General features: G+C 73.1%; 10 protein-coding genes. 3 read left to right on the forward strand and 7 right to left on the reverse strand.

Annotated features, from left to right (window positions below; all coding sequences use genetic code 11):
• The first annotated feature begins 17 nt into the window (after nt 1–17).
• A complete protein-coding gene (locus ACQPWU_RS31995; RefSeq protein WP_433428201.1) occupies nt 18–446 on the forward strand; it encodes a MarR family winged helix-turn-helix transcriptional regulator in 429 nt (142 codons plus the stop codon).
• Entirely contained in the window at nt 443–1711 is a 1269-nt protein-coding gene (locus tag ACQPWU_RS32000) for an MFS transporter (RefSeq protein WP_433428203.1), read from the forward strand. Before ACQPWU_RS31995 ends, ACQPWU_RS32000 begins: the two co-directional genes overlap by 4 nt.
• Nucleotides 1712–2140: 429 nt before the next feature.
• Here the strand turns inward: ACQPWU_RS32000 and ACQPWU_RS32005 are convergent, their stop codons facing one another.
• Complete coding sequence (locus ACQPWU_RS32005) at nt 2141–2776, reverse strand: LysE family translocator (RefSeq protein WP_433428205.1); 636 nt, start codon at nt 2774–2776, stop codon at nt 2141–2143.
• A 90-nt stretch (nt 2777–2866) separates the two neighbouring features.
• On the opposite strand from ACQPWU_RS32005, the gene ACQPWU_RS32010 reads away from it, so the two are divergent.
• Complete coding sequence (locus ACQPWU_RS32010) at nt 2867–3421, forward strand: YceI family protein (protein WP_433428208.1); 555 nt, start codon at nt 2867–2869, stop codon at nt 3419–3421.
• 5 nt (nt 3422–3426) lie between these two features.
• Here the strand turns inward: ACQPWU_RS32010 and ACQPWU_RS32015 are convergent, their stop codons facing one another.
• The 6 genes from ACQPWU_RS32015 to ACQPWU_RS32040 all read right to left on the reverse strand — a co-directional run bounded on the left by ACQPWU_RS32015 (nt 3427) and on the right by ACQPWU_RS32040 (nt 16395).
• A complete protein-coding gene (locus tag ACQPWU_RS32015) occupies nt 3427–3900 on the reverse strand; it encodes a hypothetical protein (RefSeq protein ID WP_433428211.1) in 474 nt (157 codons plus the stop codon).
• A gap of 199 nt (nt 3901–4099) precedes the next feature.
• Nucleotides 4100–5272, reverse strand: a complete 1173-nt coding sequence (locus ACQPWU_RS32020; RefSeq protein WP_433428213.1) for a hypothetical protein — start codon at nt 5270–5272, stop codon at nt 4100–4102.
• Nucleotides 5269–7920 carry a beta-ketoacyl synthase N-terminal-like domain-containing protein gene (locus ACQPWU_RS32025; protein ID WP_433428215.1) on the reverse strand — a complete coding sequence of 884 codons (2652 nt, stop codon included), beginning with the start codon at nt 7918–7920 and terminating at the stop codon, nt 5269–5271. The genes ACQPWU_RS32020 and ACQPWU_RS32025 overlap by 4 nt, the downstream gene beginning before the upstream one ends.
• A gap of 42 nt (nt 7921–7962) precedes the next feature.
• Nucleotides 7963–13374 carry an SDR family NAD(P)-dependent oxidoreductase gene (locus ACQPWU_RS32030; RefSeq protein WP_433428217.1) on the reverse strand — a complete coding sequence of 1804 codons (5412 nt, stop codon included), beginning with the start codon at nt 13372–13374 and terminating at the stop codon, nt 7963–7965.
• Entirely contained in the window at nt 13374–15116 is a 1743-nt protein-coding gene (locus ACQPWU_RS32035; RefSeq protein ID WP_433428220.1) for a fatty acyl-AMP ligase, read from the reverse strand. Before ACQPWU_RS32035 ends, ACQPWU_RS32030 begins: the two co-directional genes overlap by 1 nt.
• The gene (locus tag ACQPWU_RS32040; RefSeq protein ID WP_433428222.1) at nt 15106–16395 is read right to left on the reverse strand and encodes a cytochrome P450 family protein; all 1290 of its coding nucleotides are present in this window, start codon (nt 16393–16395) and stop codon (nt 15106–15108) included. Before ACQPWU_RS32040 ends, ACQPWU_RS32035 begins: the two co-directional genes overlap by 11 nt.
• Between the last annotated feature and the right edge of the window lie 154 nt (nt 16396–16549).

A 16549-nucleotide genomic window follows, 5' to 3' on the forward strand; every position in this document is an offset into this window, starting at 1 on the left:
TCGCACGGATCAGATCGATGATGCGTCTCCTCGACGTGCCCCGAGACCTGTCGATGACCACCCTGTCCACGCTGGCGAATCTGGAACGGCTGGGCCCGCGCCGTATCACCGAACTGGCCACACTCGAAGGCGTCACCCAGCCCGCCATGACCCGGCTCGTCTCCCGCCTCGAACGCGAGCACCTGGCCGAGCGCCTGCCCGACCCCGTCGACGGCCGCGTGGTGGTGGTCGCCATCACCCGGCACGGGCGGGACGAGCTGGCCCGGCGCCGGGCCGCGCAGGCCAAGCAGCTGGCCGAACTGCTCGCCGACCTGCCGGAGGCCGACCGCGAGGCCATCGCCGCGGCGCTGCCGGCGCTGGATCGCCTGACCGCCCACGCGTTCGACGCCCTGACCCCCGCCACCCCACGCGACGGCACCCCGCAGACCCCCGGAGAACACGCATGATCGAACCGAAATCCGCAGCCCCCAGCCCCTTCCGCCAGCCCAAGGCCGTATGGGCGGTGGCATTCGCGTGCGTGATCTCCTTCATGGGCATCGGGCTGGTCGACCCGATCCTGCCCGCGATCTCCGACGACCTGCATGCCTCGCCGAGCCAGGTGACACTGCTGTTCACGAGCTACCTGGTCGTGATGGCCGTCGCCATGCTCGTCACCGGCTTCGTCTCCAGCCGCATCGGCCCCAAGAAGACGCTGATCGCCGGCCTCGTGCTGATCGTCGTGTTCAGCGCGCTCGCCGGCACCTCCGACAGCATCGGCGGCATCATCGGTTTCCGCGCCGGCTGGGGGCTGGGCAACGCCCTGTTCGTGGCGACCTCGCTGGCCGTCATCGTGGCCGCCGCCAGCGGCGGCTTCAGCGGCGCGATCATCCTGTACGAGGCCGCGCTCGGGCTCGGCATCGCCGTCGGCCCGCTACTGGGCGGCGCGCTCGGCCACATCAGCTGGCGGGGCCCCTTCTACGGCGTCGCGGTTCTGATGGCGATCGCGCTGATCGCGACCGTCGCACTGGTACGCCCGCAGCCCAAACCCGCCCGCAAGACCTCGATCCTCGACCCGATCAAGGCGCTGCGCCACCGCGGCCTGCTCGCCATGAGCCTGACCGCGCTCTGTTACAACTGGGGCTTCTTCACCGTGCTCGGCTACGCCCCCTTCCCCATGGAACTGGACGCCATCCAGCTCGGCCTGGTCTTCACCGGCTGGGGCCTGATGGTGGCTCTCTTCTCCGTGGCCGGCGCGCCCTGGCTGCAGCGCAGGCTGGGCCTGGCCCGCACCCTCTACGGCAACCTCGCGCTCTTCGCGGTCGTCGTCTTCGTCATCGCGGCCTTCGTCGACAACCGCCCCGTGCTGATCACCGCGGTCATCGTCGCGGGTGTGTTCATCGGCGTGAACAACACCCTCACCACCCAGGCCGTGATGATGGTCGCGCCGGTGGAGCGGCCGGTGGCCTCCGCCGCGTACGGTTTCGTCCGTTTCATCGGCGGCGGCCTGGCCCCGTTCGCGGCCGGCAAGCTGGCCGAGCACTTCAACATCCACGTGCCGTTCGTGATCGGCGGCTGCGCGATCCTGGTCGGCATCGCCATCCTCGCGACCGGCCACCGCGATCTGGAGCGTGCCGAGCGCAACCAGGCCGACGCGGACGCCCACGCCCGCCAGGGCGACCGCGAGGCCGAGCTCACGGAGGCCACCGAGGCGGCGGCCGGAACCGCCGGCTGAGCCCCGCCCGGGCCCACGAGATGATCTCAGCGTGTGAGGAGTTTACGCCGGACGTAGGGCATGATCCCGCCGTGCCGGTAGTAATCCGCCTCCCACAACGACCTGCTCATCCAGACCTTCGACAGCCTGTGGGACAAGGCCGACCGCTACCGCCGCCTCGCCCTGGAGGTGGACGGCGGTCAGGCGGCGCGCGACCGGCCGCCGAGCGCGAGGCCCTGTTGGAGTACGTGATCGCCTGCGACGCCGTCATGCGCGAGCACATCGACACCAGCCTGGGCGCCCAGGCCGCCTGGCATCTACGTGAGCAGGACGGGGTGGACGCCTGAGCTCCTCCTCCGAGACATGCGGCCGGCTCGATGAAGCCCACTGGGCGGGCGGTGGTAAGAATCTCCGTTCGGCGGTGGGAGCTCGGTAGCGGTGGCCGCGGGTTCATCGCTCGACGGCCAGCCGTACTCCCAGGCCGATGAAGATTCCTCCGGTGGCGATGTCGACGCGGCGGCGCGCGGCGTGCCGGCGGCGCAGCCAGCCTCCGATCCGGCCCGCGAGCACGCCGACCGTGCCGTCCACCGCGAACTCCAGCACGATCAGTACGGCGCCGAGGATCGCGAACTGCAGCCACACCTGGCCCAGGTGCGGGTTGATGAACTGGGGCAGGAAGGCGATGGTGAAGGTGACCATCTTGGGGTTCAGCAGATTGGTCAGCAAGCCGCTGGTGAACGCCCGGCGTCCCGGCATCCCTCCCCCGCCGTCCACGGGCATCTCACTCTCGACACCCTTGCGGTTACGCAACATCTGCACGCCGAGGTAGATCAAGTACGCGGCTCCGGCGATCCGTACCACGGTGAAGGCCACCGGCACCGCCTCGAAGAGGGCCGCGAGCCCCGCGGCGGCGACGGCGACGTGGACGGCCTCGCTCGTCGCCACTCCGGCGGTGGCGAGCAAGCCGGCGCGCGGGCCGCCCCGCATCCCGCAGCCCAGGACGAACAGCATGTCCGGCCCAGGAGTGATCATGGCGATGATGGTGGTCACGGTGAACAGCAAGAGCAGGTGCTGGTCGATAGGCATGAGCGAATAATGTCAAATGTCCGCCCCAGATTCGCCATGCCACCGGCACGTCTCACTGTGGCCCCCCGGGTGCGGGCTTAGCTTGGCAGGGTGAGCATCACCGCTGGTAACTACACGTTCGGCCCCGAGTCCGGCCGGCTCCTCGTCAATACGACCCGTACCGGGCTGGGCGCCAAGGCCGGCCACGATCTCACCATCGAGGTCACCCGCTGGCGCGGCGACGCCACCATCGACGCCGCCGACCCGGCCAACTCCTCGGTGACCGTCGAGGTCGACGCCGATTCACTTGAAGTCAGGGAGGGAACCGGCGGCGTCAAGCCACTTACGAGCTCCGATCGTGCGGAGATCGAGAAGATCATCCGGGAGAAGGTCCTCCACGTCCAGAAGCACCCGACGATCAGGTTCCGGTCGGCACGGGTGGACGGGACCGCGGAGTCGTTCCGCGTCGAGGGCGAGCTGACCATGGTCGGCGCCACAGAGCCCGTCTCGGTCCAGGGCTCGCTGAGCGAGGAGCGCGTGCAGGGCTCGGCGACCATCGCGCAGACCCGATGGGGGATTCGTCCCTACTCGGCGCTGTTGGGCGCGCTCAAACTCGGCGACGAGGTCGAGGTACGGTTCGACGCCGGCCTCGTACCGAAGCAGTGACCCCGTTATCGCCCCGCGGGGGCGGTGGGCAGGTTGGCGTACTGTCCGGCTCTCAGCTGGACCGGGACGTTCACACGGATGGGCGCGGTGCCGCCGAAGACGAAGGTCATCGGCACTGTGGCACCGCGCACGCCGCTGACGGTGCCGATGGGCTTGTCGCCGGTGCCGACGGGCTGGTTGGGGGGCAGGGTGATGGGACCTGCCAGCTGTACGGAGCCGCCGCCGTCAACGGTGACCCGGTCGAGCTGGACCGGCTTGCCGCCGCTGTTGAGCAGCACGGCGTACAGGGCGAGCTGCGGGGACGGAGAGCTCGGGTCCGCGCCGTCCAGGAGGAAGACGTTGCGCAGGTGCAGCACTCCTTGAACGTCGGCGTTGGCCCCGCTGTTCGGCACGTACGTCTGCGACGGATACGTGCCCACCGACACGCAACCGGTCGCGGCCACGGCCATCACGATCACGATAGAGATGATGGCACGCATCGCCACGATTCCTCTCGTCACCTTACGTCACCGTTCCGCTACCCAACGGCGGCTCCTCGAACCCCGCCTTCGACCGCCGGCCCAGGACTGACCTGGCCTTGCTCCAGCCGCCGACGAGCAGGCCGGCCTCGGCGGGGCGACGAAACGCGTGCAGGTGCGGACGTGTCGCGCCTGGCGTCCACGTTCCCGATGGCGCCGGTCACTCGGGATTCACCGTGAACACGGGGAAATAGCTGGTCACCTTGCCTGTGGCGTAGTCGTCCGCGAGCCGCGGGACGTCCTCGAAGTCGTAGGTCCGGATCATGTCCGGGTCCGGGATCCAGCCGGTCGCCGCCTGGTACTCCAGGATCTCCGGGGAGTCGCCGGAGCGCCACACGTGCGTGTTGACGTGCAGGTGCCGCTTGATGCACTCGACGGCGCGGCGGGTCTCGGTGACCATCCCCCGCTTCCAGCCGAGCGTGGTCAGCACCCCCAGACGTCCGAGCGCCTTGAGCGTGGGCCGCAGCAGCGGCGCGCCGATGTTGTCGATGAAGATCGCGGCCCCGTGGCCGTCGCTGAGGGACTCGATGATCCGCAGGAACTCCTTCTCCGAGGTCCGGTACCGCTCCACCAGGTCCGGATCGCCCTCGTCCAGCCGCCGGCTCAGCTCGAGGTCCGGGAACGTACGCCGGTCCACGGGCGTGATGCCCTTGCGGGCCAGGCAGGACAGCCGCTCGTCGCCGCCGGCCGTCATGGCGACGCGGAACCCGGCCCGCCGCGCCAGCTCCAGTTCCGCGAGGACGACGCCGCCGCCCCAGCCGAACACCAGGTGGTCCTCGGCGGCGACGTCCGGCAGCTGACCCCGCCAGCAGGCGTACGCCACCCGCCAGTTGTCCCAGGCCGAGAAGTACCGGGCGTAGGTGGCCCATTGGGGCAGGGTGTACGCCGAGTCGGACGGCAGCGGGAGCAGCATCCGCGCCGCGACCTTCGTCCGCTTCGCCAGGAGTCCGATCGTGCCCGGAGCATCGTACGCGTAGGCCAGTTCGGCGTAGCCGTACCGGTCGCACTTGCCGAAGGGCATCACCATGCACACGTCGCCCTCCGAGAGCGCCCGCGCCTCCGGTGCCTGCCCGGTGCGCAGCACGCGGACCACGCCGATGTTGCCGAGCACGACGGACGGCTCGCCGCGCTGCCGGCAGATGTCCACCGGCGAGCGGGACAGGGCGTGCTCCAGGTTCGCCTCCCACGAGCCGTACAGGGGTTCGACCAGCACCTCGTCGTCGCCCAGGTCCGGGAACGCGAACGTCTCCCTGCGCAGGCCGGCCGCGCCGCCGGGCGCCGGGCCACCGCCCTTCGGCCCGGCGTGAAGCACCCACGCGTCAGTCGTGATCATTCGTCCGGCTCCTTTCCGTCCCGCGCGTCCGCCGGCGGGCTCCACCAGTGCCGCCGGTCCGACCATGGATAGTGCGGCAGGTCGACATGTCGTCCCGCCCGATACAGCGCCTCCCACCGCACGTCCACGCCGCGGCAGTACAGGCGGCCGAGCGTGTCCAGCACCGATTCGTCCCCGGCCTGATGGAGACCGGTGCGCCGGACTTCATCCGGGCCGGTGTGCCGGCCATCGCCCGGCGCGGCGATGGCGGGGTCACGGTCAGCCGCACCGGGCGGCACGCAGATCCGGCCGATCTCCACGAGGCCGTACCCGCCGTCTCTCGCCAGGACGGACGCCGCGGCGGCGAGAGCGGCCGGATTGTCGTACCGGCACAGCGCGGGCGGGTCGCCGTCGCCCGGACCACCGGCGGGCGGGCAGGCGTCCGCCAGTGCCGACCTGATCGTTTCCTCCAGCGGTAACCCTCCGATGAGGTGACGGGCGGCCAGCACGCCGAGCCCCGCGCACAGCAGCAGCGCCGGTTCGCCGACCACCGACCGCCACCACCGTCCCAGACCGATCTGCGCCAGCACGGTGAGCACCCGAGCCGTGGCCCGGTCACCCGCGACCGCCGCACCCGTCGCAGCCATGGCCAGGTCGACGCCCATCTCGGCAACCACGGGGGCGGCCGGGACGGCGCCCATCCCGGCGGCCACGGCGGTGGTCAGGCCGGCATGGATGTCAGCGGCCAGGGCGGCCGTCGAGTGGACACCCGCCTCAGCAGCCACCGCGGCGGCCAGGTCGACGCCGGTCTCAACGGCCACAAGGGGCGCTGCCTCGGCGAGGAGCCGGCGGACCGGATCGCTGCCGGCGAGGGAAGCCATGGCGGGCCAGGCGTCACCGGCGCCCAGGCACCACGCCGTTCGTGCGGTGACGGCCGCTCGTCCGGCCCGCACGCCGGGCCCGGTCCGGCCGGACGCCAGCCGGCGCAGTGCCGCGGCGAGGTCCTCGCCGGTGCGGCCGACCACCGCCCCTCGATGCGCGAGGTGCGAGCGCCGCCGCGCCGCGGTGTAGGCGACGTCGGCCGGTGTGGCCGCCGCTCCATCCCGTTCCAGCCGATCCGCGAGCAGGACCGCCAGCGCGCGCGACGCCGCCTCGTCGTGGGCCGAGATCGGGACCAGCACAGGTTGCGGCCGGTGACACGGCGCGGAAACGCCTCCGTCGGCCGGCGGGTCGATCAGGACCAGGTGGGCGCTGCCACCGCGCTGGGCCGGCGCGCCGACGCCGGAGCCCCGCGGCTGGGCCACGGGGTCGGACAACACCACGTGGGCGTTGCTGCCACCCTGGGCGAACGCGCTGACGCCGGCGACCCGCGGCTCGGCGCCACGTGGCCACGGGCGCGTGGCGCTGGGGATGACGATCGCCGACGGAAGCGTGCCGAGGTCGGGGTGGGGCCTGGTGAAGTGCAGGTTCCCGGGGATCTCCCCATGGTGCAGGCACAGCACCGTCTTGATCAGGCCGATCATGCCCGACGCGGCGAACAGGTGCGACACGTTCGTCTTGACGGCCCCCACCACCAGCGGGCGGTCCACCGGCCTGCCGGGCAGCAACTCGGCGGCGAGCGCGCTCAGCTCGGCCGCGTCACCCAGGGAGGTCCCGGTGCCGTGACTCTCCACATACGTCGCGGTCCGAGCCGGGACCCCGGCGTCGTCGTACGCCGCGCGGATGACCGCGCGCTGCGCGGAGACAGCGGGGATTCCGTATCCGGGCCCGCCGCCGTTGTGGTTGATCGCGCTGCCGCGCAGGACGGCGAGCACGCGGTCACCGTCCCGTTCCGCGTCGGCCAGGCGTTTGAGCACCACCACGCCGCAGCCCTCGCCGATCCCGTAGCCGTCTGCACCGGCGTCGAAGGTCCGGCACCGGCCGTCCGGCGACAGCGTGCCCGACTCGGCGATGCCGGCGCCCGAGTGTTCGGCCATCATCAGGTTGACCGCCCCGACCAGTGCCGCGTCGCACTCACGCGCCCGCAGGCTACGTACGGCCATGTGCGTCGCCAGCAGGGCCGACGAACAGCCGGCGTCGACGGTCAGGCTCGGGCCGCGCACACCCAGGAAGTACGACATCCGGGCGCAGGCGGTGCTGTGGGAGTTGTTGACGACGGCGTGGTCGTGCCGTGGCGCCGTGCCCAGCCGGGAGATACCCACCTGCCAGTAGTCGTGCGTGCCGAGGGTCAGGAAGACGCCCGTCGCGCTGCCTCGTACGGCCTCCTTGGGCATGCCGGCGTGCTCCAGGGCCTCCCAGGCCGTCTCCAGCAGGAGCCGCTGCTGCGGGTCCATGACGGCGGCCTCGCCCGGCGCGATGCCGAAGAACTCGTTGTCGAACCGGTCGACGTCGTCCAGGTAAGCGCCGGGAAGCCCGGTCAGGTAGCCGTCGGGCGGTACGCCGGGCTCGGCCGTCCGCCGGTCGAGCGCGCCGACCAGGTCGGTGCCGTCCCGCAGGGCGCGCCAGAACTCGGCGGCTCCCCGGATCCGGCCGGGCATGCGGCACCCGATCCCCACCACGGCGATCGGCACGGCACGGCCCTGCTCTGCGCGCTCGAGGCGGCCCTCCAGATCCTCGATGGTCGCCAGCGCGCGACCGAGCAACTCCCGGTGCGCCGGATCGATGTCCATATCAGTCCCTCCCCTCGCTGCCGGGCCACCGGACGCCGCTGGTCAGCGGAGCCGCTCCAGCTTCTCGGCCAGCCTCCTGATCAGTTCGTCCTGTTCCTCCAGCGGGCCGTGCCCGTACGGCTCCGCTCCAGCGCGGTGGCGCGCGTCCTCCGGCCTGGGCCCGCGCGGTGCGACCGCCGTCCCGGGATCGCCCGGACCACCGAACGACGGGGGTGGCGACTCGGAATCGGCCGGCACGGCATCCGGGCGGCCGAAGGGCGTGGCCAGTGGCCCGGGGCCGGCCGACACGGTGCCGGGACCGTAATAGGGCATAGCCAGGGCGACGGCCAGTTCCTCGACGGTCGGATATTCGAAGACGAGGGTCGGCGGCACCTCACGGCTGAGGCGTCCCTCGATCCTGCTGCGTAGCTCGACGCTCATCGCCGAGTCCAGCCCCAGTTCGAACAGGCCGACCCGCGTGTCGATCTCCTCCGGATCGTCGATCCGCAGTACGGCGGCGAGCTCCGCGCTCAGCATCCGGCGCAGGTCATCGACACCTTCGAGGCGGGCCGGGCGATCGGCTCCCGAGGCCCCGTTCGTGCCGACGGCCGTATCCGCCGTGCCGGTGAGTACGGCGGGCACCGGGCCGGTGACCGGAACGGCGCCGCCGCGGATCGGTGCCGGCCTCTCGCCCGGCGGCCCATCCATACCCACCACCGGTCCAGCCGTGCCCGCCAACGGCCCAGCCGTGCCCGCCCCCAACCCAGCCGGGTCCGTCACCAACCGAGCTGTGCCCGCGACCGAGTCGAGCACAGGCACGGCCCGGCCGGACCGGTAGGTGGCCGCGAGCACCGGCCAGTCGACGGCCGCCACGGCGCGGTGGGTCACGTCGCCGGCGAGCAACGAGCCGAGGATCGCCAGGCAGGCGTCCGGCGGCATGGGGCGGAACCCGTCGTCGCCGACCAGGTCGACGTCGAGCGAGTCCGGCATGCCCCAGGCGCCCCAGCCGACGCTCAGCGTCGGCTCACCGGTACGGGAGCGCTCGTGTGCCAGGGCGTCCAGGAAGCCGTTGGCCGCGGCGTAGTGCCCGCCCAGCCGCCATCCCAGGCAGGCCGCCGCCGAGGAGAAGAAGACGAGACGGGACACGCCACGCCCGGCACACAGCCGGTGCAGCAGCCAGCCTCCGCGCAGCTTCGCCGCCAGCCGCGCCGTCGCGTCCTCGACGCGGGTGCTGGCCAGGCGGCCTATCCCCCGGCTCGTGGCGAGGTGGTACACCTCCCGCAGCGACGGCAGGTCCCGCCCGAAGCGCTCGAACAGCGCCGTCATCGCGCCCTCGTCGGTGACGTCCACCCGCACCGGCGTGACCTGGAGGCCGAGGCCGGCCAGGTTCTCCAGGTCGGCCTCATGCCGTTGGCCGGCCCCGGTCCGGCCGGTCAGCACCAGATGGCGGGCGCCACGGTCGGCGAGCCAGCGCGCGACCGCCATCCCGAGCCGCCCCAGGCCCCCGCAGACCAGGTAGGTGCCTTCGGGGTCCGCGGCCGGGGCGGGATGGGGCCGGACGGGCTCGATCGGCGTGAGGCGGGCGACGAAGCGCCGCCCGTCCCTGTAGGCCACCTCGTCCTCCTGGCCCGCGGCGAGCAACTCGCCGACCAGACAGCGAGCCACCGGCTCGGGGTCGTCGGCGCCGACGTCCAGCAGGCCGCCCCACAGGTCGGGGTGTTCCAGCCGTACCGTCCGCGCCAGGCTCCACTGCGCCGCCGACGCCACATCGACGAGTTGGGCGGAACCGGACACCGGCTGGGCGCCCCGGGTGACCCACCAGGTCCGCGCCCGGCCGGCGAGCCCCGCCGCCGCCAGGTCGGCGACCAGCGCGGCGGTGCGGGCCAGCCGGCGTTCGGCCAGGTCTGGAGGGGCCGTCTCCCGGTCATCGTGGTCATCGGTGAGGGCGCGCAGGTCGACGACGAGCCAGGGTCTCGCGCCGTCGCGAAGGGTCCGCAGCGCCTGCTCGTCCAGCCGGTCCGGCCGCACGAGCAGGCATCGCCGGCCACGCCGGGCCAGCTCGAGGACGACAGCCACGCCGTACGGACCGTCGTCGGCCAGCACCAGCCAGCCGTCGTCACAGGCGGCGGGCGCTCCCGGCGGCGGAGCCGGGTGCCAGGTCATCTCGTACTGACCGGGCGGCACCATCGGCGCAGTCCCCGGCCTCGTACCGGCCACCGGCCCGGCCGGGCCCAAGCGGGTCGTAGGCGCGGTCGGGGACACGGTCACAGCCGCACCACTCGCCGGTGCCGTCGGGGGTACGGCCGGGACCCCGCCGGCCGCCGCTGCCGTCGAAGGCGCGGCCGGGACCCCACCAGTGGCCTGTGCGGTCGGGCGCGGGTCGGCGGGTTGCCGCTCCTGTGGCGTGAACCAGTACGGGCGGTGCTGCCAGGGATAGGACGGCAGCGGGACGATCTCGCCCTGTGGATACCACACCGACCAGTCCACCGCGACGCCCCGGCAGTGCAGCTCGGTCAGCGTGGCGAGCAGCGACTCCCAGGGCGGCTCGTCGCGCCGGACGGAGGCCAGGACGGCCGGCCGCGCGGCCCCGCCCCCGGGCACCGTGCGGTCGATCGAGTACGTCAGCACCGGGTGCGCGCTGATCTCCAGGAACACGCCGAACCCACGCTCGGCCAGATCCTGCACCGCGGGCCGGAAACGCACGGTCTGCCGCAGATTGCGCACCCAGTAGGCGGCGTCGAGGGCCGGGTTCCACGCACCGGCGTCCACGGTGGACACGAACGGGACGGCCGGCGTGCGTGGTGTGATGCCGGCCAGTTGCTCCCCCAGCTCGGCCAGGATGGGTTCGACCAGTTCTGAGTGGCCGGGCACCCGAGTGGTGAGGCGGCGGCAGCGGATCCCCTCGGCCTCGCAACGTTCGGTCAGGGCGGTCAGCGCCTCGTCCGGTCCGGAGACGACGACCTGGCCGGGTGCCGCATCGACGGCGATCGCGAGTCCGCCGCCGGTCGACTCCCGCATCGCGCGCTCGTACGGCATCTCCACCGACATCATGGCGCCGCGGCCGGTCAGGGTCTGCAGGAGCCGGGCCCGCCGGCAGATCACCCGTACGGCGTCCCGCAGGTCAAGCGCACCGGCGACGTACGCGGCCGCGACCTCGCCCGCGCTGTGCCCTATGACGGCGTCGGGCGTGACGCCGCAGGACCGCCACCAGGCGGCCAGCGCGATCTGCACGGCGAAGGCGGTCGGCAGCAGGACGTCCGCCCGGTCCTCGGGCACGTCCAGGCCTTCCCGCGTGACGTCCACCCGATCGTCCGGCGCATCCAGGCGACCCCGCAGGACATCCGCCCGATCCACGGGCGCATCCGGGCGTCCCTCGAGGAGGTCAGCCCCGTCCTCGGACGCATCCGCACGTCCCCGCAGGACGTCTCGGACGTCGAAGCCGGATTCCTCGGCGATCAGCGGCGCGACCTGGTCGACGGCGTCGCGGAAGGGGCCGGGGACGGCGTACAGCGCGCGGCCGGCGGCGGCCGGGTCGCCGGCGTACCCGGCGAAGCACCAGGCCACCATCGGTGCGACGCCGCGGGCCAGCCCGGCCCGCACCCCGGACGGCCGGGCGCCGTCGGCGAAGGCGCGCAGCCTGGCCGCGAGTTCGTCCCGGTTGTGTCCGACCACCCCGAAGCGGTGCTCCAGGTGGGTCCGGCGGCGGGCCGCGGTGAAGCAGAGGTCGCCCAGTGACGCCTCCCGCTCGACCGCCTCCGCGAGCCGCCGCGCGGACTGCGCCAGAGCCTCGGCGCCGCGGGACGATCCCATCAGTACGTGCGGCCTGCCGGCGGCCATCGGGGCCGGCTCGGCGGGGTCGGGCGGCGGCGCGGCGTTCTCCACCACGACGTGCGCGTTCGTGCCGCCGAAGCCGAAGCTGCTCACGCCGGCGACCCTCCGGCGGGCGGCGGAGGGCCAGTCCGTCACCTCGGTGGGCACGAAGAACGGCGACCCGTCGAAGGGGATCAGCGGGTTGGGCCGGCGGAAGTGCAGGTTGGCGGGGATCCTGCCGTGTTGCACGCACAGGGCCGCCTTGACCAGGCCGACGAGCCCGGCGGCCGCCTCCAGGTGTCCCATGTTGGTCTTCACCGATCCGAGCGCGCAGCGGATGCCGTCGTCCCCGAACACCTCGGCGAGCGCGGCGACCTCGATCGGATCGCCCAGCGGGGTGCCGGGGCCGTGGGTCTCCACCAGGGCGACATCGGCGGACGTGACGCCCGCCGCCTGCCAGGCGCGGCGTACGACGCCGGCCTGTGCGGCGGCGCTGGGTGCGGTCAGGCCGTTCGTGCGCCCGTCCTGGTTGATCGCGCTGCCTCGCACCACCGCGATGACGGGGTCGCCGTGCCGGACGGCGTCGGAGAGCCGTTCCAGCAGGACGACGGCCGCGCCCTCGCCTCGTACGATGCCGTCGGCGTCGGCGTCGAAGGCCCGGCACCGCCCGCTCGGCGAGATCCCGCCGAGGAGGCCGTAGTTGAGCCCGACGACCGGGGACAGCGCGAGGCTCACCCCGCCCACGAGGGCGGCGTCGCTCTCACCGGAGCGCAGGCTCTGCATGGCCAGGTGTACGGCCACCAGCGACGACGAGCAGGCGGTGTCCACCGCCAGGCTCGGGCCGTGCAGGTCGAAGGCGTACGAGAGCCGGTTCGCGGCGATGCTCAACGCGCTGCCGGAGTTGGCGTACGCCCCGATCCCGGCGCCCTCGGCGTCCTGCATGCGGCCGTAGTCGTAGTTGGCGATCCCGGCGAAGACCCCGGTCCGGCCGGCCCGCAGCCGGTCCAGCGGCACGGCCGCCCGGTCGATGGCCTCCCAGGCGACCTCCAGCAGGAGCCGCTGCTGCGGATCCATCGCGGCGGCCTCGCGGGGCGAGATGCCGAAGAACCCGGCGTCGAACTCCTCCACCCGCTCCAGCAGCGCTCCCCAGCGACATGCGGCAGGATCCGCACCCGCCCGCCGGACGGCGTCGTCGTCCAGCCGCCAGCGCTCCGGCGGCACCTCGCGTACGGTGTCGACCTCGTCGCACAGCAGCCGCCAGAAGCGGTCCGGCGAGTCGACGGCGCCGGGGAGCCGCAGCCCGATGCCGACGACGGCGATCGGCTCGGCGACAGGGCCGGCGGGAGCGATCGAATCGGCGCGGTCGTCCCTTTCCTGCCGGTCGGCGGGGCCGGAGCCGTCTGGGGCGGAGTCCGCGCAGAGGAAGCGCGCCAGCCGGGCCGGGCTGCCGTGCTCCCAGACGACGGCCGCCGGCACCGTACGGCCGAGCCTGTCCTCCAGGGCTCCGTGCAGCGAGACCAGCATCCGTGAGGAGAGCCCCAGATCCCGGAAACTCGCCTCCGGGTCGACTTCGTCGCGCGCCACCCCGGCGGCGGCCGCGATCCTCTCCACGAACCAGCCCTGCAGCACCACCGGGCTGAGCCCGGCCGGTTCCCCGCTCGCCATCAGTTCCCCACCCCCGCCTCGACGGCTGCCGGATCGTCCGCGAAGGCGCCGTCCAGATAGAGCCGGCGGCCCCGGCGTCGCTGCACCTTCCCGCTGGTCGTGCGCGGCAGTGCGCCGCGGCGGACCAGCACGACGTCGTGCGGCGACACGCCGTGGCGGTCGGCGACGGCTCGACGCACCGCGGTGCGCACCGCCGCCGGTGCGAAGCCGGGGGCGCGCCGGTCCACCTCGGCGAGCACCACGAGCGCCTCTCCCTCGGCGGTGTCCACGGAGGTCGCCACGACGCCCGCCGCCGCGATGGCCGGGTGCGCCTGCTCGGCGGTCTGCTCGACGTCCGCCGGATGGTGGTTGCGCCCGTCGATGATGATCAGGTCCTTGAGCCGCCCCACGACGAAGATCTCGCCCTGGTCGAGGAAGCCCAGGTCTCCGGTGCGCAGCCAGGGGCCGGGCCTGCCGTCGAGGTCGGGGACGAACGTGGCAGCGGTGCGTTCCGGCCGGCGGAAGTAGCCGGCGGTGATGTTCGGACCGGACACCCACAGCTCGCCGACCCGTCCCGGCGGGCCTACCTTCCCGGTGTCCGGGTCGACCACCTGCACGTCCTGCTCGGCCGGAACGCCGCACCCGACGAGGACCAGCGCCGGCCCGGACTCGACGGGCCGCCCGAGCACGCCGCCGGGGCCGGGCTCGACGGCCCGCACCTCGCCGAGACCCAGCGCGGCGCGGTCCACCGGCAACCGCCGGGGCGGCCCCGGCGCCCTGAACCCGGACACCAGAACGGTCGCCTCGGCCAGGCCGTAGCTGGGGCGGAAGGCCGCCGGGTCGAACCCCTGGCCGGCGAACGCCTCGGCGAACAGGTCGAGCGTCTGCGGCCGGACCGGCTCGCTGCCGTTCCCGGCGATCCGCCATCCGCGCAGGTCAAGGCCGGCCCGCTGCGGTGGGGCGATCCGCTGCACGCAGTGCCGGTAGCCGAAGTCGGGCGACATGGCGTTGGCGTCCGGCAGCTGGGAGATCAGTTCGAGCCAGCGGCGTGGATGGCGGATGAACGTCGCGGGCGCCAGGTGGACCGAGCGGATCCCGAACAGCGCCGGCAGCACCACCATGGTCAGCAGGCCCATGTCGTGGAAGAGGGGAAGCCAGTTGACCAGGACGCTGTCGGAGGACAGCTCATAGGCGTGCTGGATCTGGCGGACGTTGGCCACCAGGTTGTCGTGGGTGACGACGACTCCGGCGGGGTCTCCCGTGGAGCCGGAGGTGTACTGCAGCAGCGCCGGCTCGTCGCCTCGTGCCACCACCGGCTCCCCGTCGGCGTGGCCGGGCTCGTCGATGAGCACCAGCCGGGGCGATCGGACGACGCCGCTGTCCAGCCAGCTCCGCACGGCGCGCCGGTGGCGGGCGGCGGTCAGGACGAGGGCCGGATCCGCGTCACGGACCACCGAGTCCAGACGAGTGGTGGCCCGCTGGGCGTCCGGCGGGTACAGGGGGACGGCGACGGCACCGGCGTACAGGCAGGCGAAGAAGGCGACCGGGAACTCCAGCCCGGACTCCTGCAGGATGACCACCCGGTCACCGACCGCGGTGTGCCGCCTGATCTCGGCGGACAGCGCCATGGCGCGCGCGTCGAGCTCGGCGAAGGTGAGGCGGTCGTCGCGGTCGCCCGCGTACTCGTAGAGGGTGGCGCCGGGCATGCGGCGGACGTGCCGCCGCAGCAGCGCGACAGGTCCCGGCGGGGTGTCAGCGACCACGGGCACCCCCAGCCGCATGCCGCATCGCGGGGTACGCGGGCCTGCCGTGCGGTGCGACAGGCAGGGCGTGCAGGCCCCGCAGCGAGATGCTGGGATGCCAGGACAGCTCCTGCCGGGGCACGGCCAGTTCCATCCGGGGATAGCGCCGCAGCAGCTCCCCGATGGCGATCCGGCTCTGCAACCGCGCCAGGGGCGCCCCGACGCAGTAGTGGGCGCCCGCGCCGAACCCCAGATGGGGATTGGACGGCCGGGTGACGTCGAGCCGCTGCGGGTCGTCGAACCGGGCGGGGTCGCGATCCGCCGCGGCCACCACCGCCATGACCAGCTCGCCCTCCGGGATGCGCACCCCGGCGAGCTCGACGGGCTCGCCGGTGACCCGCAGGCTGCAGATCATGACCGAGCCCTCGTAGCGGACCAGTTCCTCGATCGCGCCGGGGATCAGGTCCGGCCGGCGGCGCAGCAGCTCGGCCTGGTCAGGGTGGGTCAGCAGGGCCAGCATCCCGTTCCCGATGAGGTTGACGGTCGTCTCGTGCCCGGCGATCAGCAGCAGCAGCGCCATCGCGACGAGCTCCGTCTCGCTCAGGCGGGCGTCACCGTCGCGGGCCTGGATCAGCGCGCTCAGCAGGTCAGGGGTGGGGCGGGCGCGTTTCTGCCGGATCCGCGCGCCGAGGTAGTCGCTCAGCTGGGCGAGCGCGGCCCGCCGGCCGGCCGCGAGCTCCGCGCCGGAGCGGGCGGACTCGTCGTCGGAGACCAGCGGGAGCGACCACCGCCGGAAATCCTTCCGCTCGGCCGCGGGGATGCCCAGGATCTCGCAGATCACGGTGGTCCCGATGGGCACCGCGAACCAGCCGACGAGGTCGATCTCGTCCCGTACGTCGAACTGCTTGAGCAGCTCGTCCACCACGGTCCTGATCATCGGCTCGAACTCCGCGACCCTGCCCGGCGTGAAGGTCTTCGACACCAGCCGGCGCAGCCGGGTGTGGCCCGGCGGATCCGAATACAGCAGGTGCTTCCCGACGAAACGGGCGAGGCCCCCGAGCCCGGGGTCGGCCTCCTCGATCGGTACGGGCCATCGCGCCGGCTCCTTGACGAAGCGCTGGTCGGTGAGGACCAACCGCACCTCGTCGTAGCTGGTGACCAGCCAGACGCGCACGCCGGCCCGGTGGATCCGCCGGACCGGCCCGGTGCGGCGCAGATAGTCGTACGCCGCGTACGGGTCGCTGACGAATTCCCGGGAGTAAAAACCGGGTAGAGCGGAACTTGATTCCGACACTGGCATTTCCTCCGGAAGAATAAGCCGGACGCCCCCGAGGTCCCGATAGCCGAGTTTTCGCGGTCCGCGGTCAGCACGTCAAGTGCCGATTGTTTTCCTGGACCCGCAATTCAGCGGCCCTCGAGCGCCGCCCGACCTCCCCATTTTCCTCGAGCGCCGC

This window comes from Nonomuraea sp. CA-141351 (assembly GCF_050944675.1).
Lineage (GTDB): Bacteria > Actinomycetota > Actinomycetes > Streptosporangiales > Streptosporangiaceae > Nonomuraea.

What these genes read in the sequence shown, in the direction of transcription:
- ACQPWU_RS31995 (WP_433428201.1), top strand. Translation starts at nt 18, where the DNA reads ATGATGCGTCTCCTCGACGTGCCCCGAGACCTGTCGATGACCACCCTG.
- ACQPWU_RS32000 (WP_433428203.1), top strand. Translation starts at nt 443, where the DNA reads ATGATCGAACCGAAATCCGCAGCCCCCAGCCCCTTCCGCCAGCCCAAG.
- ACQPWU_RS32005 (WP_433428205.1), bottom strand. Translation starts at nt 2,776, where the DNA reads ATGCCTATCGACCAGCACCTGCTCTTGCTGTTCACCGTGACCACCATC.
- ACQPWU_RS32015 (WP_433428211.1), bottom strand. Translation starts at nt 3,900, where the DNA reads ATGCGTGCCATCATCTCTATCGTGATCGTGATGGCCGTGGCCGCGACC.
- ACQPWU_RS32020 (WP_433428213.1), bottom strand. Translation starts at nt 5,272, where the DNA reads ATGATCACGACTGACGCGTGGGTGCTTCACGCCGGGCCGAAGGGCGGT.
- ACQPWU_RS32025 (WP_433428215.1), bottom strand. Translation starts at nt 7,920, where the DNA reads ATGGACATCGATCCGGCGCACCGGGAGTTGCTCGGTCGCGCGCTGGCG.
- ACQPWU_RS32030 (WP_433428217.1), bottom strand. Translation starts at nt 13,374, where the DNA reads ATGGCGAGCGGGGAACCGGCCGGGCTCAGCCCGGTGGTGCTGCAGGGC.
- ACQPWU_RS32040 (WP_433428222.1), bottom strand. Translation starts at nt 16,395, where the DNA reads ATGCCAGTGTCGGAATCAAGTTCCGCTCTACCCGGTTTTTACTCCCGG.